General features: G+C 65.6%; 15 protein-coding genes. 7 read left to right on the forward strand and 8 right to left on the reverse strand.

Annotated elements, in window-relative coordinates; translation table 11 throughout:
* The first annotated feature begins 257 nt into the window (after positions 1 to 257).
* Positions 258 to 2,417 (forward strand): GumC family protein, encoded by a 2,160-nt coding sequence (locus JQ633_RS08240; RefSeq protein WP_211984417.1) that lies wholly within the window; start codon positions 258 to 260, stop codon positions 2,415 to 2,417.
* On the opposite strand, the gene JQ633_RS08245 is transcribed toward JQ633_RS08240, so the two are convergent.
* Positions 2,384 to 3,733: a lipopolysaccharide biosynthesis protein gene (locus JQ633_RS08245; protein ID WP_211984419.1), complete on the reverse strand. Its 1,350-nt coding sequence runs from the start codon at positions 3,731 to 3,733 to the stop codon at positions 2,384 to 2,386. The two genes, JQ633_RS08240 and JQ633_RS08245, sit on opposite strands and share 34 nt — an antisense overlap.
* Positions 3,734 to 4,204: 471 nt before the next feature.
* Between JQ633_RS08245 and JQ633_RS08250 the strand changes: the two genes are divergently transcribed.
* A complete protein-coding gene (locus JQ633_RS08250) occupies positions 4,205 to 5,425 on the forward strand; it encodes an FAD-dependent oxidoreductase (protein ID WP_211984421.1) in 1,221 nt (406 codons plus the stop codon).
* A gap of 110 nt (positions 5,426 to 5,535) precedes the next feature.
* On the opposite strand, the gene JQ633_RS08255 is transcribed toward JQ633_RS08250, so the two are convergent.
* Entirely contained in the window at positions 5,536 to 6,672 is a 1,137-nt protein-coding gene (locus JQ633_RS08255) for a GNAT family N-acetyltransferase (RefSeq protein ID WP_211984422.1), read from the reverse strand.
* A 489-nt stretch (positions 6,673 to 7,161) separates the two neighbouring features.
* Between JQ633_RS08255 and JQ633_RS08260 the strand changes: the two genes are divergently transcribed.
* The gene (locus tag JQ633_RS08260) at positions 7,162 to 7,977 is read left to right on the forward strand and encodes a WecB/TagA/CpsF family glycosyltransferase (RefSeq protein WP_211984423.1); all 816 of its coding nucleotides are present in this window, start codon (positions 7,162 to 7,164) and stop codon (positions 7,975 to 7,977) included.
* A gap of 61 nt (positions 7,978 to 8,038) precedes the next feature.
* Here JQ633_RS08260 and JQ633_RS08265 read toward each other — a convergent pair whose 3' ends face one another.
* Positions 8,039 to 9,250 carry an amidohydrolase family protein gene (locus JQ633_RS08265; protein ID WP_211984424.1) on the reverse strand — a complete coding sequence of 404 codons (1,212 nt, stop codon included), beginning with the start codon at positions 9,248 to 9,250 and terminating at the stop codon, positions 8,039 to 8,041.
* A 118-nt stretch (positions 9,251 to 9,368) separates the two neighbouring features.
* On the opposite strand from JQ633_RS08265, the gene JQ633_RS08270 reads away from it, so the two are divergent.
* On the forward strand, positions 9,369 to 10,658 hold the full coding sequence (locus JQ633_RS08270; protein WP_433995629.1) for an MFS transporter: 1,290 nt from the start codon (positions 9,369 to 9,371) through the stop codon (positions 10,656 to 10,658).
* A 41-nt stretch (positions 10,659 to 10,699) separates the two neighbouring features.
* Here the strand turns inward: JQ633_RS08270 and JQ633_RS08275 are convergent, their stop codons facing one another.
* From JQ633_RS08275 to clpB, 4 genes are all read right to left on the reverse strand, one after another.
* Positions 10,700 to 10,894, reverse strand: a complete 195-nt coding sequence (locus JQ633_RS08275) for a hypothetical protein (protein WP_211984425.1) — start codon at positions 10,892 to 10,894, stop codon at positions 10,700 to 10,702.
* 78 nt (positions 10,895 to 10,972) lie between these two features.
* Positions 10,973 to 11,788, reverse strand: coding sequence for a family 1 encapsulin nanocompartment shell protein (locus tag JQ633_RS08280; RefSeq protein ID WP_211984426.1), 816 nt, complete (start codon positions 11,786 to 11,788; stop codon positions 10,973 to 10,975).
* Position 11,789: 1 nt separating this feature from the next.
* A complete protein-coding gene (locus JQ633_RS08285) occupies positions 11,790 to 12,836 on the reverse strand; it encodes a Dyp-type peroxidase (protein ID WP_211984427.1) in 1,047 nt (348 codons plus the stop codon).
* Between the two features lie 226 nt (positions 12,837 to 13,062).
* The gene (gene clpB, locus JQ633_RS08290) at positions 13,063 to 15,675 is read right to left on the reverse strand and encodes an ATP-dependent chaperone ClpB (protein ID WP_211984429.1); all 2,613 of its coding nucleotides are present in this window, start codon (positions 15,673 to 15,675) and stop codon (positions 13,063 to 13,065) included.
* Between the two features lie 297 nt (positions 15,676 to 15,972).
* Here clpB and JQ633_RS08295 point away from each other — a divergent pair, with 297 nt between their 5' ends.
* From JQ633_RS08295 to JQ633_RS08305, 3 genes are read left to right on the forward strand one after another with little or no spacing between them, the layout of a single operon-like run.
* Positions 15,973 to 16,875, forward strand: coding sequence for a DnaJ C-terminal domain-containing protein (locus JQ633_RS08295; protein WP_211984431.1), 903 nt, complete (start codon positions 15,973 to 15,975; stop codon positions 16,873 to 16,875).
* Positions 16,872 to 17,147 (forward strand): chaperone modulator CbpM, encoded by a 276-nt coding sequence (locus JQ633_RS08300; protein ID WP_211984433.1) that lies wholly within the window; start codon positions 16,872 to 16,874, stop codon positions 17,145 to 17,147. Before JQ633_RS08295 ends, JQ633_RS08300 begins: the two co-directional genes overlap by 4 nt.
* Before the next feature lie 47 nt (positions 17,148 to 17,194).
* A complete protein-coding gene (locus tag JQ633_RS08305) occupies positions 17,195 to 17,422 on the forward strand; it encodes a hypothetical protein (RefSeq protein WP_211984434.1) in 228 nt (75 codons plus the stop codon).
* A 97-nt stretch (positions 17,423 to 17,519) separates the two neighbouring features.
* Here JQ633_RS08305 and ybaL read toward each other — a convergent pair whose 3' ends face one another.
* Positions 17,520 to 19,241: a YbaL family putative K(+) efflux transporter gene (ybaL, locus tag JQ633_RS08310; protein WP_211984435.1), complete on the reverse strand. Its 1,722-nt coding sequence runs from the start codon at positions 19,239 to 19,241 to the stop codon at positions 17,520 to 17,522.
* Positions 19,242 to 19,354: the final 113 nt, after the last annotated feature.

Below are 19,354 nucleotides of genomic sequence, written 5' to 3' on the forward strand. Positions count from 1 at the left end.
TTTTGTTGCTGTCTGTATCACGCGAAGATCGCGCGTACACCGAATAGCGCGCGTTGAGGTTACTGCTCATTTAGTGCAATCAAACGTTGGTCGCAGATGACGGGTAATGATGTCGCGGACAACGTACAGATCGCGCGTTAACTAATTGGTTACGCCCATGCGAAATGAGGGTAACCACCGATTAACTATAGATATTTACCTTGGGTGGCAGGCACTGACGAACGTGCCGGCCAGTTTGAGTTCGAGTCAGAAACCCCATGAAGTTCGGCAGCCGCGCAGGCCCGAGACGCTCCGGTCCCACGGAACCCGCAACCTCGTGGGAGCTTCCCGGCGTGGCAGCCAGCGAACCGGCTTCCACTGAAATCATCAAGGGCGTGCTGACCCTGTCCGGCGCCCTGTCGTTCCTGCGCGACAAGGGCCAGCGAATCCTGATGCTGGCGGCGGTCATCTTCGCGCTCGGCATCATCGTGTTGTCGCTGATTCCGGCGCGCTACGCGGCGACCGCGCTCGTCGTCGTCGATCCGCGAGAGGCGCGGGTGACCACCGATCAGGACGTGCTGCCCGGCATCGGCCAGGATGCCGCCGCGCTGCAGAGCCTGGTCGAAATCGCCAAATCCGACGGATTCCTCGGACCGCTGGTCGAGCAGCTCAAGATCGCCGAGGACGACGATATCGCCGGCGGCAAGACCGATCCGACGCGGCTGCTCGACCGCTTTCGCAAGCGCCTCGATATCTCCCGGCGCGGGCTCACCTATGTCGTTGCCATCACATTCACCTCCAACAATCCGCAGCGGGCCGCCTATTATGCAAATGCGGTGGCCGAGGCGTTCGTCGCCGGTCAGCGCGGCACCCGCAGCGTGGCCACCGACGAGGCCGCCGACTGGCTGAAGAGCCGGCTCAAGACCTTGAACGACCGCCTGAGGGCCTCCGAGGACGCGGTCGCCAAGTTCAAGCTCGAGCACCGCATCGTCAATGCGGGCAAGGAATCGACGACCCAGCAATTGCGCGTCACCGACTTGACGCAGCAGGTCGCCGCTGCCCGGGCGCGGACCGAGGAAGCCAAGACCCGCTACGAGCAGGCCCAGCGTGACCTGAAGGCGAATGTCGACGGACCGGTCAAGCAGGACCTGCTCAGCGTGTTGCGCGCGCAGCGGTCGGCGCTCAACGACCAGATCGCGCAGAAGCGCGCCGTGTTCGGCGATCGCCATCCCGACCTCGTGATCGCGATGAGCCAGCTGAACGACCTCAATCGCCAGATCGAGGTCGAGCGGAAGAAGAACATCGAGACCGCGAAGTCGGAATACGAGACCCAGCGCGATCAGCAGAAGGCGCTGGAAGATCAGTTGAAGGGCGCTGAATCGCAGATCCTGGTCGACGGCCAGGCGCTCGTCGCGCTGCAGGGACTGCAGCGCGACGCCGACGCCAACAGGAACATCTACGAGCAGTTCCTGTCGCGCTACAAGACGACCGACGAGCAGCGCCTGCTGCAGAACTCCCAGACCAAGATCGCTTCGCCGGCGACGCCGCCGGTGCGCTCGACGATGCCTCCGCTTCCCCTGCTGATCGTCGCGCTCGCGATTGCGTCGCTGCTGACCTCGACGGCCATCGTCGCCATACCGGGCGTGCCGGGCCTGCCGAGCGTGAAACGCTTCCCGGCCATGCCGGCTCTCGCTGTCCGTCGCAAGAAGGACGCGCCGACGCCGCCTTCGCTGCAACCCGCGTTGCCGGCGGAGCTACCGGTGCTACCGATTTTGGCCCGGATTCCCAACCTTGCGTCATCGGCGCCGGTCAGAACCGTCTGGCACAACCCGGCATCGGCGACCGCCGAACCCGACCTCGGCCCGCATCTGCATCGCCTGATGGAGAACGTCCAGGGGCTTCCCGGACCTCACGGCAAGGTTACGCTGCTGATCTCGGTGGGGACCGGTGCAGGCGGCAGCACGATCGCGCGGTCACTCAACCGCTCGGCGGTGAAGAGCGGCATGCTCAGCGTTCTGATCGAGACCGAGCCGAACGAAGCCGCGGCCGCACCGCCGCAGGACCAGGGCATCGTCAGGGCGGACCTTGCGTCGGTCGTCGAGTTGCTGAGCGCGAGCAGCAAGGCGCCGCCGCTGCCGCCGGACGATATCCGCGCCGAGTTCGACCTGATCATCGTCGACGCCTCATCGCTCGGTACGCAGCCGGATGCGGCGGCGCTCGCCGCTTATGCCGACCTGATCGTCCTGGTGATACGCGACGGCGCGGCCGACGCCGACGCGTTACGCCAGGTGAGGACCGAGCTGTCCAAATTCGGCTCGGTGGCGACCGCGCTTGTGGTCAATCGCGTGCCGGTCGGTTCGGCCGTCAATGCTGCGCCAAGCGAGAAGCCGGGCCTTGCAAGCTCTCAGTCGTTGGTGTCGGCAACGCGAACCGCGTAGGCGCCGGTCTTCGAAGATCCGAAGTGAGAGAATAGCGCAAGGACCGACGTGTCGACGCCGGTCCGCTTGCGGCACAGCACGTTGAGCGCGACGGTGGCGACCGCCAGCGAGACGGTGGCCGAGATCGCGGCACCGAGCACGCCGAGCCACGGGATCAGGACCAGGAATCCGGCCAGCCGCAGTGCGACGTTTGCGACGAGGACCGGAACATATTCGCGTTCATGGCCGGTCAACTGCAGCAGCGGCCCCGATGGGCCGCCGGCCGCCTGAATCGCCGTTCCGAGCGCGAGCACGATCAGCACCCACTTCTGCTCGGCGAAATGCGGCCCGAACAGGCCGAGCAAATGCGGCGCGCCGACCCAGACGATCACGAGGCCGGTGACGACGCAGAGCGCGGTGACTTCCGCCATCAGCTTCAGCGTATGTTCGAGCTCGTCGACCTTCTTGCTGAAATACAGCGAGGGCAACCGGCGGGCGCCGAACGTATACAGCGCGGCCGAGAGCATCGCGAAGATGTTGGCGAGGCGGGAGGCCGCAAAATAGATGCCCGCGGTCGCAGCATCGAGCATCCAGTAGACCAGGATGACGTCGAAATACTGGTTTGCCGCCTCAAGGATCGAGGCCAGCCAGTACCGGAATCCGCTCGTCCGCCAGCGCGATGTCTCGAAGCGGGCGCGCACGTCGCGCAGGTTCGGCAGCACGCGCAGGATCGAGACGACCTGCACCAGCAGTCCGACGAACGTCGCCGCCGTCATCACCGTGAGCAGCTCGGCGGGGCTGAGCTGCCGGTGGCCGAACAGCACCGCGGTCAGAAACAGCACGACGGCGACCCGCCAGAAGAATTCGCGGTTGCCTTCTCCCATCAGGATGCTGACCAGCGATCGCGCGATCTGGCTGCCGAGCATCAGGCCGGCATTGACGGCGGTGAACGCCGCGATTGCCAGGATCATGAGCCACCATTCGCCGCGAAGCCACGCCACGGCCGTGATGGCGGCGATCGCGATCAGCATGCCGATCGCGGAGCTCTTCAGGCTGGACAGCAGCACGCCCTTGGTGAGATCGGCCTGGCCTTGCACCTGATACTCGTTGAGGAAGCGGACCAGCAGCAGCTCCTGGCCGACCAGACCCACGACCGAGGCCATCTGGGCGACGGACAGCCAGGTGGCGAAATCCCCGAACGCGTCGGGCGACATCGCGCGCGCCGCCAGCGAGAACAGCGCGAACGCGAGCCCGCCGCTGCCGACCTTGAGCAGGATGGTGCCGGCGATGCCGCGCGTCACATCGCGCCGCATCAGTTGAAGGAGAGAGGAAAACATGACGGCCAGGGAGTTTCTTTGAGTCCTGTCAGGCTGTTGAGCGTAGCATTCGGTGCAGTGTGGAGTGTTAATGAACCCTTGCTAAGATTTCGTTCGTTTCGATCGGCCCGGCGCACCGATTAGGGCCATGCTGCTCCATTCTGGAACGGCCGATTCTTCGCTGTCTCCAAACGGTGCAGGGCCGCGCGTTGCCGGACGGCCGGCGCGCCAGCGCGTCCGTTCCGGACGGGGCATGATGGACGCGCGACCGCAGCTCTTGCGGGCGGATTTGAGCCGCAGACCGATCATCCTGCTGGCAGAACCTCCAGAAAATACCGCTTCATGACGCGCATGAGACTGCAAGCCGTGTGCCGCTGTGATCGGCTCGCCGCCGTTAACCTCAATGTCCGAACCCGCGGCGGTCCGATCTGCCGTCTGGCATGACAGGCAAGGATATTGCAGTTCCGCCGGCAGTCATTGCGGAGCGAGTACATGATCGTCGACGAAAGCATCACCAGGCCGGTCGCAACACCCGAGGCCGACATCATCGAGGCGGACGTCGCCATCGTCGGCGCCGGGCTGGCGGGGTCGCTTGCGCGCGCCGTCCTCGTGCGGGCCGGATACCGGGTCGCGCTGATCGACAAGCGGACTGTTCCGCAGGATGAATTCCGTGTCGAGAAGATCGGCGGCCGGCAGCTCGATCTGCTCCGCCGGCTCGGTTTCATCGACGAGATGGACGCCGTCGGTTCCGCATACGGCCGGATCATCAACATCAAGCAAGGCAAGCTTGTCGATGTCAGCGTCGGTCAGGCCTACGGATTTTCCTACGCCAGCGTCGTTCATATGGCCCGTGGCCTGATGTCCGACCCATCCAGCGTCATCTTCGATCAGGTGACCAAGGTCAGCTGCAGCGACGACCGTCAGCATCTCGAACTGGCGTCGGGAAGGCGCGTCACCTCGCGCCTCGTCGTCATCGCGACCGGCATGGCGAACGCGCTGGGATACAGCCTCGGGATTCAACGCCGGGTCATTGCCGAGCGGCATTCGGTCTCGTTCGGCTTCACGATGGCGCGTCCGGACAATGCGCCGTTCGGCTTCGAGGCGCTGACCTGCTATGGCGAACGTATCGGCGACGGCGTCGACTATCTCAGCCTGTTTCCGGTGGCGACCGGCATGCGGGCGAACCTGTTCATGTTCCGCGATCCGACCGATCCGATCATGCGCGAGCTGCGCCGCGACACCAAGCGCACGCTGCTTCGCTTGATGCCGGGATTGCAGTCCTATCTTGGAGACTTCGACGTCGTCGGCCAGGTGCAGAGCTGGGTGATGGACCTGTCGGTGGTCGAAGGCCATCTGCAGCCGGGCGTTGTGCTGATCGGCGATGCGTTCCAGACCAACTGCCCCGCCGCCGGAACCGGCTTCGGCCGGCTGCTGGTCGATGTCGAGCGTCTCTGCACGCATTATGTGCCGCGCTGGCTGGAGAGCGACGGCATGGGCACGGAGAAGATCGCGCAGTACTATTCCGACGCAGACAAACTTGCGGCCGACCGCTACTCGCTGCAGATGGCGTATTTCCGGCAGGCCCTGACGTTGAGCAGGGACGTGAAGTGGAGCCTGCGGCGGCAACTGCACTTCCTGCGGCGCATGATCGCGTACCGGATCGACCGAATTCAGCCGGGCTGGATCACGCGCGTCCGCGGCGCGCTCCGCTAGACGGACAGGCGCCGCTCGCTGCGGCGCCGCTCAGGCATCTTTCGAAAAAAAACGCGAAGCCTCGCCACAAACGCGGAGCGTTTGAACAGGCTCGATCCGGCCGCGTGCGATTACTGCGTGCCGGTCGAGGCGCGGATCGGCTGCGGCCTCAGATCGGCCACGCGCTTGGCGGCCTGCTTGATCCACGGCGCCTGCTTCAGCGCAAGCAGCGCGATCGCGCCGGCGGCGCTGCCGGATTGCGTCACGCTTGACATCGGCGTCGGTTGCCCGCCGAACTGCTTCTTGTACGGCTCGTCGCCGATGGTGAAATCCAGCACCTGCTCGCCGCGCTCGATGCAATCCCTGGCAACGCTCTCGAATGTCAGCGCGCCGATCGACTGGCTCTTGTATCCGTCGATGTCGAATCCGGTCATGATGATGAGCAGGGTGTCGCGGTGTGACAGTCCCAGCGCGGTTGCGATCACGACGCCGTCCATCTTCATGGCGTAGAGGCGTGAAAACGAGCCGAGGCCACCAAGCGCCACGTTGGAATAGAAGTCGAAATATTCGGCACGCTGCAGCAGGTCGCCGTCACCCTGTTCGTGAAACCGCGGGCCGCGAAACTTCTTCATCGCCTCCATGGCCTCGTGGATGGAGCTGTCGTCGGTGCAGCAGGAGAACGCCAGATTGCCTTTCTTGTGGATCTGACGCCACTTCTTGGCGAGCTCTTTCTGATAGGACCGCCCGAGTGCGTTGATCTGCCACTGCTCGAACGGCGTGCTCAGCACCGTCGCGTAGGCGTTGGTGTCCATGGAGACCCGGCGCGGTGCCCCGAGCAGGGTCTCGATCGGCATCCTTGCGTCGAGCAGCTTGGGAATGCGCAGCAGGTCGAACGGCCGCAGCAGCTGTCGAAGCTTCCGGCACGCCGCTTGGTCGCGGAGCAGATCGGCGAATGTCTTCACCGTGCAGACCGGGGCCAGATAGTCGGAGACGCGCAGATCCGCAAATTCGATCGTCCGCATCGGGCCGCGCCGTACGCGCACCAGCGGCAGCACCGCGGCCAGTTTGCCGCCTGCGCGATGGCGCGCGACGACGACCAGCGGCTTCGCCGCCATGGCGGGGGCGAGCTTGCGGTAGACACTGTCCAGCCACAGCGGATGCTGAAAGGCAGTCGCATCCGAGCCGTTGAACAGCTCCGCATACTCTGCGGACAGAAAGTCGAATGTGTCGTCGATGCTGACATCGAACGCGTCATCATTCTGAATCATGTGAAACCAAACAACCGCCAGTTTGAACGCGCCCGTCACGCCGACGCTGCGGTGTTATAGCAGACAGCGACGGGTTGACGCATCGATGGAATACGATTTGTATTAACGTCCCACCTGATCGCTGCCCGATTTTTTCCGGCTTCTTGCCGCTTCGTGCGCTGACGAAAGCGCCCTTCATGCGTGCCGATCCGAAGACGTCGCCGGCGTTATCCTTAATGAAATCTTGCAGGTTGAATTGATCGTTCGCGGCACGCGCTGCGGTTGGCCTGGACCGGATGTTGCAGTAAGGGAGCCGGAAGTATTGGAGTCCCTGGTGAAATGTTGAGTCACGGTCAAAACATCCGCGTTTCCGACGCAATCTCGCCTGCGCGACAGGATCGCGATCGGGCTCGGCGTGCCAATTCCGACACGGCTGCTCCGCCTGTCCGGATTTGCGACACCTCGCGCGACACACAGTCGGCATCCGCCGCGGATATGCCGGCAGCCGGCATGTCGGAGCGTCGTATCAATCCCGTCGGCCGCGCTGCGACCGCCGACGTCATTCGCGCCAGCGTCGGCGGGCTGCGGCTCGCCGTGCTGGATTGCGAGCAGACCGCGAGCTTCATGGTTGACACGGTCTATCCGCAGCGGCGGGTCGACCGGCCGCTGTACCTGACCTCGGCCAATGGCGAGGTGCTGTCGCGCTGCTCGAGCGAGCCGATCACCGACCGGCTGTTTCGCGCCGCCGACCTGATCAATGCCGACGGGCAGCCGCTGGTCATTGTGTCGAGGCTCCGCTCGCCGAATCCGCTTCCCGAACGCGTCGCGACCACGGACCTGTTTCACGTCGTTGCGCGCAAGGCCGAAGAGCTCGGCCTGACCTTCTATATGTTCGGCGCCGACGAGGCGGAGAACGCGACGGCCGTCGCCAACGTCCGCAGGGCCTATCCGGACCTGAAGATCGTCGGCCAGTCGCACGGCTATCTGCGCGGCGACGCGCTGCGCGCCAAGGTCGACGAGATCAACGAGCTGGCGCCCGACTTCCTCTGGGTCGCGCTCGGCGTGCCCTATGAGCAGGCCTTCGTCGACAAATACATGCCGCGGCTCGGCAAGGTCGGCGTCATCAAGACCTCGGGCGGATTGTTCAACTTCCTGTCGGGCTCGCGCTCCCGCGCGCCGCAATGGATGCAGGCCGTCGGACTGGAATGGGCGTGGCGGCTCTGGCTCGAGCCGCGCCGGCTGTTCTGGCGCTATCTGACCACCAACCCGCACGCGCTCTATCTGCTGTTCAACAAGACCCGGCCTTCGCTCACCAAGCGGGACTGAGCCTGCGGCGTTCCACGATCGCAGTCCAGTCTCGCCGAGCGGAGCAGCAAGCAGGTTCGCGTCAGGAGCGCAGCGCGCCCTTGACGACCTGATTATCCCGCGCCGTCAGCATTCCGCCCTTGTACACCGAGCGGCCCGGGGGCCGCGCGACCACCGCCTCCTGGATATGCGCCGCGTTCAGCGTGACGAAGTCGGCCTTCGCGCCGACATGCAGGCCGTAGTCCTGCAGCCTGAGCGCCCTGGCGCCGGCCGCGGTGACGAGGTCGAACGCGACCGCGAGCTCCTCGTCGGTGTAGAAGCCTGAGCGGTATCCGATCATCATCGCGCGTCCCAGCATGTCGCCGTCGCCATAGGGCCACCAGGAGTCGCGGATGTTGTCGTTGCCGCTGAACACGGTGACGCCGGCATTGCGGAGCAGGGCGACCGGCGGAAACGGCCGGCTGCCCGGCGCGTTGGTCATGATCGCAACCCCCGAACGCGCCAGTATGTCGGCGGCCTTCTTCAGGGCATCGGCAGGAATGTCGCCAAGTCCGTAGGCGTGGCTGACCGCGACATGGCCCTCCATGCCGAGCGCGCGCGTGCGCGCCGCGATCTGCTCGATCTCGTACGCGCCGAGCATCCCGCCATCATGAAGATGAATGTCGACATCGACGCCGTGCTTCTGCGCCACGCCGAAGACGACGTTGAGATGCCCTTCGACGTCGCGGTCGAAGCTCGCGGGGTCGAGACCGCCGACGAGGTCGGCGCCGAGCCCGATCGCCGCGTCGAGCAGTTGGGGCGTGCCCGGGCTGAGGAGGATCCCGCTCTGCGGAAACGCCACCAGCTGGATGTCGATCAGGTGCCGGTACTCGTCGCGGACCTTCATGATGGTCTCGAGCGACTTCAGGCCGACCGAACCATCCACCATGACATGGCTGCGCATATGCGTCGTGCCATGGCCGATGCAGAGATCGAGCTGGTTCCGCGCGCGCACGTCCATCGGCGCGGCGGCGGTGAGATTCTCGGCCTGAAACGCAACGCGTTCGTGAACGTTGAAACCGTTGGTGCACGGTCTGTGCGGCCGCCAGGCGTCGCCGTAGAAGCTGGTGTCGAGGTGGATATGGCCCTCGACGAAGCCGGGAACCACTAGTGCGTTGCCGAGATCGACGATCTCGATTCCGGCCGGCCGATCGCCGTTGCCGTCGATCGCGACGATGCGGCCGTCGCGGACCAGCATGGTGTGGCTTGCGCCGTCGTCGAATCGTGCGTTGACGAAGAGCTTGTCGGACGCCATGACGTCTGTCCTTGTCGATTGCAACCCACATGCGATCGCGCGGGGGTTGCCATGCCTTGCCTGACATGGCCTCAGGAATAATACTCCGCCAGAGCAGGTGCACAAGGAAACGAGTTCGTTGCCGGACAGCCAGATCAAACCCGAGTTCGACGTCAAACGCGCAGCCTTTGCCGCGACGATCGGCAATATGCTGGAGTTCTACGACTTCATCACCTACAGCTTCTTCGCGACCGAGATCGGTCACACCTTCTTCCCGGCCACGAGCGAATACGGCAGCCTGATGCTGTCGCTGGCGACGTTCGGTGCCGGGTTCCTGACGCGGCCGATCGGCGGCATCGTGCTCGGCATCTTCTCCGATCGCGTCGGCCGCCGGCCGGCCATGCTGCTGAGCTTCGCGCTGATGGGCGCGGCGATCCTGACCATCGCGCTGACGCCGTCCTATGCGGCGATCGGCGTCGTGGCCCCGATCATCGTCATCGTGGCGCGGATGGTGCAAGGATTTGCATTGGGCGGCGAAGTCGGGCCGACCACCGCCTATCTGATCGAGATCGCTGCGCCGAGGGATCGCGGCCTCGTGGTGGCCTGGCAGCCCGCCAGCCAGGAGATCGCGGCGACCGCCGGCGCGCTGGTCGGCGTCATCCTGAGCAGCACCATGGCGCCGGACATGCTGCAGGCCTATGGCTGGCGCCTCGCGTTCCTGATCGGGGCGGTCTGCCTGCCGTTCGGCATCTGGATGCGCCGCACGCTGCCCGAGACCATTCCGCACGACGAGCGCGCGGCGGAGATCGCCGAGGGCTCGAACCACCTGATGCTGGCGCGGCGGCACCTGCGCGTGATCGTGCTGGCCATCATGATTCTGGCCAGCGGCACGATCTCGACCTACGTCACCCAGTATATGACGACCTATGCCAAGACTACGCTGCACGTGTCGTCGTCGCTGGCGTTCACGGTCTCGCTGGTGAGCAACGGCCTGCAGATCATCGGCGCGCTGCTCGGCGGCTGGCTCGCCGACCGGCTCGGGCGCAAGCCGATCATGATCTGGCCGCAGCTCGTGGTGCTGGTGCTGACCTATCCATCCTTCCTGTGGATCGTGCACGAGCCCGGCGCGTGGTCGCTGCTGTTCGGCTTCGGCATCGTGTCGTTCATCGGCTCGTTGCCGTTCACCGCGTTCTATGCGGCGTTCACCGAGGCGCTGCCGCAGAACATCCGCGGCGGCGTGTTCGCGACGATCTATGCGGTTGCGATCGCGACCTTCGGCGGCACCGCGCAGCTGGTGGTGACGTGGCTGCTGCACGTCACCGGCGATCCGCTGGCGCCGTCATGGTACCTGTTGCTCGCGGCCGTGGTCGGGCTCGTTGCCATGAGCCTGATGCCAGAGACTGCGCCGGCGAAAACCGGCGAGGCTTGAGCACCGAGACTTGAGCGCTGGGACTTGAGCGAGATCGGCGCTCAGTCCATGTCGCGGAAGGCGTGACCGTTGGCCTCGATCTCCTTCACGAGCTCGGGCGGCAGATTCGCCTGCGCGGAGGTGCCGTCGAATACCCACTCCTTGCGGTCGGCGAGGTCGGGAAGACCTGCGCCTTTTCGGACATAGAGCCCGACCGATGCCTTCTTCGGATTGATGTAGAGATCGTAGTCCTGCATGGCACAACTCCTCTCCATTCCGCGTGCGATGACATCCCCTGCAAGGCAGCCGAAGCTGCTTGATTTTGTCGCCCGTCGTCAGGCCGGCTTCTTCGCCTCCGGCGCCAGCACCACCGAGGCCTCGCTGGTCAGCATCAGGAAGGTGATGGTCTCCTGGAAGTAGAGCTGGACCGCGGTGGCGGTATGGCCGAGATAACCGATCGAGAGGTCCTGGCCGATCGAGAGCTGGAAGTCGCCGCCGCGCGTGGTCAGCACGACGCCGCCTTCGATCGCGGGCGCCCAGATGATCTTGCCGTCGACCAGCCGCTGGATGTGCTGCAACACCGGATAGCCGTCGTCGGTCGCGCCGCCGATCGCAGTGTAGGGATCGGTGCCGAGCAACAGCGTGTAGGGGCCGTTGACGCCGGCCAGCCGCAGCTGGCTCACCGCCTGCGCGACCACGGAGGGATAGTTCTTGACGCTCGACGGCAGCGTCAGCACCGGATTGCTGGTGCCCTGGCGGATGCCCTGAATGCCGGCGGCGGCATAGCCGTCGAACACCGCGCGGTCCTCGGCGAACGCGATCTTGCGCGCGGCTTCCTTGAGCGGCTCCCAGTCGGAATCGTTGGAGCCACGCTCGACATCGTCGATCGCCGCGCGTGTCAGCTCGAACGGAACGCGCAGCTCGACCAGCGCTTTGACGTCGCGCTGGGTCGCCTGGACGCCGTCGCCCGGCGTCGCGATCTGCATGAGATGGCCGGTGCCGACCGCGGAGAAATCGGTGCCCTTCGGACCATCGACGTCGACGACATGGCGCGCCGCCAGATGGCGCTTCAGCGTGCGGGAGGCTTCCTCTTCGATCTGCGCCCATGCCGCGTCCGAGATGGGAGCAAGTCCCCGATGGAGGTTGTTCATTTTATGCCTCTCCTTTCAGTGAGCCGATCCCGAGCGAACCGTCGGACGGCGGTATTCTTGGTGCAGGTGTCTCGGCGGCCTGATCGTCATCCGGCGCCGCCTCTGTGGACGCGGGCACGACGTTCGGCGCATCCTCCAGGAAGGTCGCCGACGGGACGAAGAACAGCGTGCCGGTCACGGCGCGGCTGAAGTCGAGTAGGCGGTCGTAATTGCCCGGCGGCTTGCCGACGAACATGTTCTGCAGCATCTGCTCGATCCGCTGCGGCGACTTGGCGTAGCCGATGAAATAGGTGCCGAACTCGCCCTTGCTGATGTTGCCGAACGGCATGTTGTCGCGGACGATGTCGAGCTCCTCGCCATTCTCCACGATCGAGGTCAGGGCGTTATGGGCGTAGCTCGGCTTCACCGCATCGTCGAGCTCGATATCGGACAGCTTGGTCCGGCCGATGATCTTCTCCTGCATCTCGACCGGCAGCTCGTTCCACTTGTTCATGTCATGGAGATATTTCTGCACGATCACATAGCTGCCGCCGGCAAAGCCTGCGTCCTCATCGCCGATGATGGTGGCGTCGGTCGCGGCCTGGTCCTCCGGATTCTCGGTGCCGTCGACGAAGCCGAGCAGGTCGCGCTCGTCGAAATATTTGAAGCCGTGCACCTCGTCGGCCGAGGCGACCGCATCGCCGAGCCGCGTCATGATCTGGGTCGCGAGCTCGAAGCACAGGTCCATCGGCACGGCGCGGATGTGGAACAGGAGGTCGCCGGGCGTTGCCACCGCATGGTGCACGCCGTGGATCTCGCGGAATGGATGCAGGTCCTTCGGCCGCGGCGCGCCGAACAGCCGGTCCCATGCGTCGGAGCCGATCCCCATCACGCAGGACAGCCGGCCCTCGAGGTCACGGAAACCCACGGCACGCACCAGCGCGGCGAGATCGCCGCACAGCGCGCGCACCACGGCGTCAGAGTCCGGATCGGGCTTGATCGTGACGGCAAGGAAGATGGCGGCGCGCGTCAGCTTCGCAGCGACCGGTTGCGGAACGGCTGGTGGCACGCATCACTCCTTAACTAGACGGCACTTGCGACAAGGGGGTAGGGCACGACGCCCGGCGGTTCACCGGGTACGGGGGACAGGAGCATGCCGATGGAACCTTTTCAAGGGCTCGAAATAGCCTGCTCCCGCAGGGGCATCTGCGTCATGCGACGGGCTGCCCTGCATATGATTCCGGCACGCGACACGGCGATGACATCGCGCGGCGCCGGCGCGGTCCGGGTCTGCCTCAGACAGGCTCGAACTCGTCGGCCGATGCGGTCTCCGGCCGCTTGCCGTTGAAGGTGAGGCCAGCCTTGCTCGCCGAAATATTCACCTGCGAGCCGTCGCGCACCTCGCCGGCGAGGATCATCTCGGCGAGCGGGTCCTGCACGCTGCGCTGGATCACCCGCTTCAAGGGGCGGGCGCCGTAGGCCGGGTCCCAGCCCTTCTCCGCCAGCCAGTCGCGCGCCTTGGGGTCGAGCTCCAGCTCGATCTTGCGGTCCTCCAGCAGCCTGCGCAGGCGCGCGAACTGGATCTCGACGATGCGGCCCATCTCGCTCTTCTGCAGCCGGTGGAACAGAATGATCTCGTCGACGCGGTTGAGGAATTCGGGCCGGAAGTGCGCCCGTACCATGTTCATCACCTGGTCGCGCACCGCGCTGGTATCCTGTCCCTCGGGCTGGTTGACCAGATATTCGGCGCCGATGTTCGAGGTCATGATGATCAGCGTGTTGCGGAAGTCGACCGTGCGGCCCTGGCCGTCGGTGAGGCGGCCGTCGTCCAGCACCTGCAGCAGCACGTTGAACACGTCGGGGTGCGCCTTCTCGATCTCGTCGAACAGCACCACCTGGTAGGGTCGCCGCCGCACCGCTTCGGTCAGCGCGCCGCCCTCGTCATAGCCGACATAGCCGGGCGGGGCGCCGATCAGCCGCGCCACCGAATGCTTCTCCATGTATTCGGACATGTCGAGGCGGATCATCGCGGTCTCGTCGTCGAACAGATATTCGGCGAGCGCTTTCGCCAGCTCGGTCTTGCCGACGCCGGTCGGGCCTAAGAACATGAACGAGCCGATCGGCCGGTTCGGATCCTGCAGGCCGGCGCGGGCGCGGCGCACCGCGGTCGACACCGCACGCACCGCAGGCGACTGTCCGACCACGCGCTTGCCGAGCATCTCCTCCATGCGCAGCAGCTTGTCCTTCTCGCCCTCCAACATCTTGTCGACCGGCACGCCGGTCCAGCGCGACACCACCTGCGCGATGTTGTCGGCGGTCACGGTCTCGCTCGCCGACGAGGTCTCGCTGGCCTCGACCGCGGCGAGCCGCTTCTCGAGCTCGGGAATCCGGCCATAGGCGAGCTCGCCGGCCTTCTGGAATTCACCCTTGCGCTGCGCATTGGCGAGCTCGGTGCGCAGCTGCTCCAGCTCGCCCTTGATCTTCTGCGCATCCGAGAGCTTGCTCTTCTCGTTGCGCCATTTCGTGGTCATGTCGGCGGACCTCCTCTCGAGGTCGACGAGGTCGTGCTCCAGCGTCTGCAGGCGGCTGCGCGAGCCGAGATCGGCCTCCTTCTTCAGCGCTTCCTGCTCGATCTTCAGCCGGATGATCTCGCGGTCGAGTGAATCCAGCTCTTCGGGCTTGGAATCGACCTGCATCTTCAGCCGCGCCGCCGCCTCGTCCATCAGGTCGATCGCCTTGTCAGGCAGGAAGCGGTCGGTGATGTAGCGGTTCGACAATGTGGCGGCGGCAACCAGCGCCGAATCCGCGATGCGCACGCCGTGATGCTGCTCGTACTTGTCCTTCAGGCCGCGCAGGATCGAGATGGTGTCCTCGACCGTCGGCTCGGAGACGAACACCGGCTGGAAGCGCCGTGCCAGCGCGGCATCCTTCTCGACATGCTTGCGGTACTCGTCGAGCGTCGTAGCGCCGATGCAGTGCAGCTCGCCGCGGGCAAGCGCAGGCTTGAGCAGGTTGGACGCGTCCATCGCGCCGTCGGCCTTGCCGGCGCCGATCAGCGTGTGCATCTCGTCGATGAACAGGATGATGCCGCCCTCGGCCGACGTCACCTCCTGCAGCACCGCCTTGAGCCGCTCCTCGAACTCGCCGCGATATTTCGCGCCGGCGATCAGCGCGCCGAGGTCGAGCGCGAGCAGCGCCTTGTCCTGCAGGCTTTCCGGCACGTCGCCATTGACGATGCGCAGCGCGAGGCCTTCGACGATCGCGGTCTTGCCGACGCCGGGCTCGCCGATCAATACCGGATTGTTCTTGGTTCGCCGCGACAGCACCTGGATGGTGCGACGGATCTCCTCGTCGCGGCCGATCACCGGATCGAGCTTGCCGTCGCGCGCGGCCTGGGTGAGGTCGCGGGCGTATTTCTTCAGCGCGTCATAGGCGTTCTCGGCCGAGGCGCTGTCGGCGGTGCGGCCCTTGCGCAGCGCGTTGATCGCGGCATTGAGGTTCTGCGCCGTGACGCCGCCCTTGGCGAGCAGCTTGCCGGCCTCGCTGTCCTTGTCGGCAGCCAGTGCCTGCAGCAGCCGCTCGACGCTGACGAAGCTGTCGCCGGCCTTGTCCGCGGCCTGCTCCGCCGCGGCGAAGGCGCGCGCGGTGTCCGGCGCCAGATAGATCTGGCCCGCGCCGCCGCCGCTCACCTTCGGCGTCTTCGCCAGTGCTTCCTCGGTCGCCTTGAGGATCGCGCGCGAGTTGCCGCCGGAGCGGTCGATCAGGCCTGCCGCCAGGCCCTCATTGTCGTCGAGCAGCACCTTCAGGATGTGCAGCGTCGAGAATTGCTGGTGTCCCTCGCGCACCGCGAGCGATTGTGCCGACTGGATGAAGCCGCGCAGGCGGTCGGTGTATTTTTCAATGTTCATCGTGGCACCTCAAGGCAGCAAATGCTTGTCGAGAGTCTCGTATGCCACGATTCACGCCGGGGACAGATGGCGGAACGATGACATCCATCATTTGATCATCATTCGATCTGCGCGAGCGGCGATGCCGGCCGGCAGGCAGCCACCCAGGGCATCATCGTGTGATCGTTTCGGTCGTTAGTCAATGACGGAAGCTCCGCGCGAAATCAGTGGCCGACGACGCGGAAATTCAAATATTGCAAATAGAGCGGTTTTGCGCCCTGATAGTCGAGGAGCGCTCATGATGTTGCGGAGCAGGTTGTGAGAAGTCCGTACGAGATTCTCGGCGTTGAAGCGACCGCGTCCGCGGCCGATCTCCAGAAGGCCTATCGGAAGCTGGCCAAGAAGCTGCATCCGGATCTCAACCCCGGCGACAAGGCGGCTGAAGAGAAGTTCAAGGAAGTCACGGCGGCGTACGATCTGCTCGGCGATGTCGACAAGCGCAAGCGCTTCGACGCCGGCGAGATCGACGCCAGCGGCGCCGAGCGGCCGCAGCATCGCTACTACCGGGATTTCGCCGGCGCGGACCAGGGCCATCCCTATGCCGACGCATCTGGTTACGCCGACTACATGGATTCGGACGATGCGTTCGCCGAGCTGCTCCGGCGCAGCGAGCAGGCGCGCGCCAACCGGCGCGGGCGCGACCTGCATTACAGTCTGTCGATCGATTTCGCCGAGTCGATCACCGGCGCGGCCAAGCGCCTGACCTTGCCCGACGGCGGCACGCTCGACGTGACGATCCCGCCGGGGCTGGTCGACGGGCAGATCCTCCGTTTGCGCGGCAAGGGCGCGCCGGGCACCGGCAAGGGCGGCCCCGGCGATGCGCTGATCGAGGTCGAGGTCCGGCCCGATCCGCGTTTTGCGCGCGAGGGCGACGACATCTCGCTGGAACTGCCGATCTCGCTGTCCGAAGCGGTGCTCGGCGGCAAGGTGCGGGTTCCGACGCCGACCGGCGATGTGACGATGACGGTGCCGAAGGGATCGAACACCGGAACCACCCTGCGGCTGCGCGGCAAGGGCGCGCCGCATGCCGGCGGCGGTCACGGCGACGAGTTCGTCAAGCTCAAGGTTGTCCTGCCCAAGGGACCCGATCCCGCGCTCGAGGCGTTCGTCGAGACATGGGATCGCAAGGCATTCAATCCGCGCGAGGATGGCGCATCATGAACAAGCAGCAGTTCCTGAATAATGCCGATGTCGAGGTGCATACCCTCGAGTTCTGGATCGAGCAGCAGTGGCTGATTCCGGATCGGACCACCGACGAGGACAGCTTCTCCGACACCGACGTCGCACGGGCGCATCTGATCCACGATTTGAAGGGCGATTTCGGCGTCAACGACGAGGGCATCGACGTCATCCTGCACCTGGTCGATCAGCTTCACGGCCTGCGCCGGGCGTTCGAGCAGTTGCAGAAGGACATGCAGGGCTCGCCGCGCTAGCGCTCACGCCTTTCCGTTGAACGACGGGCATCATCTCGGAGACGATCATGGTCGAACAGACGGCATCGCTCGCTCACGGGCAGATCGACGTTCTCATCCTGCAGGCGCTGGTCCGCAAGCTCATCGCAAAGGGCGTGCTGACGCCCGACGATGTCCGCGCGATGCTGCTCGAAGCCGCGATGAATCTCGATCTGGTCGGCAGCGCGCTGACGCCGGAGGCCGCCGGCATCATCGTGCAGGAGGATCTCGCGCCGGCATTCCTCGGCGCCACGTAAAGCGCGATGAGATTGGGTTGAATCGTCATCGCGCTTTAGCTTCTTGTTTGCGCATGGTCTTTTCGGAAAACCGCTTCGCACTTTTCCGGATCATGCTCTAGGCTGCCGAATGCTGCCTCGACTCCTGCGCATCCGGCGCGGGCTGCCTGTCGAGCTCCTCGATCATGCCGCGGGCGATCTCGCGCTCGCCCATGATCACGATGTCGGCGCCGAGCCCCTTGAGGTGATCGACCTCGGCGTCCGAATGGGCGCGTGCGATGATCTGGATGCCGGCATTCGCCGCGCGCGCCTGCTCGACGATCTGTCCGGCTTCGAACGCCTCCGGAATGGCGATCACCAGCGACCGCGCGGCGGCCGGGTTGGTCGCGCGCAGCACGCTGGCGCGCGCGGCGTTGCCCATCAGGGCTTCGATGCCGCGCTGCTTGAGCTTCGCGACCGTGTCGTCGGAGGCCTCGACCGCGAGGAACGGCGCGTTGCGTTGATGCAGGGCGTCGCCGACGATGCTGCCGACCCGGCCGTAGCCGACCAGGATGGTATGCCCGGTCAGCTCGGTGACCGGGATGGCCTCCGATGCCGCGGCGGCCGGCGAGGCGGCCTGCGGCTGCTCGAGACGCGCGGTCAGCCAGTCGACCACGGCGAACACCAGCGGGTTGAGCATGATCGAAACGATCGCGCCCGCCAGGATCAGGTCGCGGCCGGCCTTCGGCAGCAGATCGAGCGCAACGCCGAGCTCGGCCAGGATGAAGGAGAATTCGCCGATCTGGGCGAGGCTCGCCGAGATCATCAGGGCGGTCGTGATCGGGCGGCGGAACAGCAGCACGATGACGAGCGCAGCGATCGACTTGCCGACCACGATGACGAACAGCGTGGCGACGAACGGCCAGGGCTCGCGGACCAAGCTCATCGGATCGAACAGCATGCCGACCGAGACGAAGAACAGCACCGCGAACGCATCGCGCAGCGGCAGGGTCTCCTGCGCGGCGCGCTGGCTCAGCGGCGATTCCCGCAGCATCATGCCGGCGAAGAACGCGCCGAGCGCCAGCGAGACCCCGAACAGTTTGGTGGCGCCGAACGCGATGCAGAGCGCGATCGCCAGCACCGTGAGGCGGAACAGCTCGCGCGAGCCGGTATGCGCGATGTAGTGCAGCACCCACGGGATCAGCCGCCGTCCGACCACCAGCATCAGCGCGATGAACAGCGCGATCTTGATCAGCGTCAGCACCAGCACGCCGGTCAGCCCGAGGCCGAAACGGGTGGCGAGGGGATCGGCGACGAGCGCCGCGCCGTTGCCGCCGTGGAAACTCGCCACCGCCGGAAACAGCACCAGCGCCAGCACCATCGCGAGGTCTTCGACGATCAGCCAGCCGACCGCGATCTTGCCGCGCTCGGTGTCCATCAGCCGCCGCTCCTGCAGGGCCCGCAACAGCACGACCGTGCTGGCGACCGACAATGCGAGGCCGAACACCAGGCCCGCGCCGACGGTCCATCCCATCAGCATGGCGAGGCCAAGCCCCATCAGCGTGGCGACCGCGATCTGCGCCACCGCACCGGGCACCGCGATCTTGCGCACGGACAACAGATCGTTCAGCGAGAAATGCAGGCCGACGCCGAACATCAGCAGGATGATACCGAGTTCCGCCAGCTCGGTCGCCAGCGCCTGGTCGGCGACGAAGCCCGGCGTGAACGGCCCGACGGCGACGCCCGCGAGCAGGTAGCCGACCAGCGGCGGAATCCGGAAGCGCTGTGCGATGGTTCCGAAGACGAAAGCGAGCCCAAGGCCCGCGACGATGGTCGCGATCAGCGGTGTGTCATGCGGCATTTCGCCTTGTCGCACAGCATCCCCAGCGGTGCACCGCGACCATTTGAGGCGCGGCGCATGGGCGCGGGATCGTGATCTATTGCTCATGGCATGAGCATATGATCTCATGCCGG

It is taken from the genome of Bradyrhizobium tropiciagri, from assembly GCF_018130505.1.
GTDB lineage: Bacteria > Pseudomonadota > Alphaproteobacteria > Rhizobiales > Xanthobacteraceae > Bradyrhizobium > Bradyrhizobium tropiciagri_B.

Excerpts from the sequence above, each read along its gene's own strand:
- JQ633_RS08280 (WP_211984426.1), bottom strand. The coding sequence starts at position 11,788 with ATGAACAACCTCCATCGGGGACTTGCTCCCATCTCGGACGCGGCATGG.
- JQ633_RS08275 (WP_211984425.1), bottom strand. The coding sequence starts at position 10,894 with ATGCAGGACTACGATCTCTACATCAATCCGAAGAAGGCATCGGTCGGG.
- ybaL (WP_211984435.1), bottom strand. The coding sequence starts at position 19,241 with ATGCCGCATGACACACCGCTGATCGCGACCATCGTCGCGGGCCTTGGG.
- JQ633_RS08305 (WP_211984434.1), top strand. The coding sequence starts at position 17,195 with ATGGTCGAACAGACGGCATCGCTCGCTCACGGGCAGATCGACGTTCTC.
- JQ633_RS08240 (WP_211984417.1), top strand. The coding sequence starts at position 258 with ATGAAGTTCGGCAGCCGCGCAGGCCCGAGACGCTCCGGTCCCACGGAA.
- JQ633_RS08265 (WP_211984424.1), bottom strand. The coding sequence starts at position 9,250 with ATGGCGTCCGACAAGCTCTTCGTCAACGCACGATTCGACGACGGCGCA.
- JQ633_RS08245 (WP_211984419.1), bottom strand. The coding sequence starts at position 3,733 with ATGTTTTCCTCTCTCCTTCAACTGATGCGGCGCGATGTGACGCGCGGC.
- JQ633_RS08260 (WP_211984423.1), top strand. The coding sequence starts at position 7,162 with ATGTCGGAGCGTCGTATCAATCCCGTCGGCCGCGCTGCGACCGCCGAC.
- JQ633_RS08300 (WP_211984433.1), top strand. The coding sequence starts at position 16,872 with ATGAACAAGCAGCAGTTCCTGAATAATGCCGATGTCGAGGTGCATACC.
- JQ633_RS08250 (WP_211984421.1), top strand. The coding sequence starts at position 4,205 with ATGATCGTCGACGAAAGCATCACCAGGCCGGTCGCAACACCCGAGGCC.
- JQ633_RS08255 (WP_211984422.1), bottom strand. The coding sequence starts at position 6,672 with ATGATTCAGAATGATGACGCGTTCGATGTCAGCATCGACGACACATTC.
- clpB (WP_211984429.1), bottom strand. The coding sequence starts at position 15,675 with ATGAACATTGAAAAATACACCGACCGCCTGCGCGGCTTCATCCAGTCG.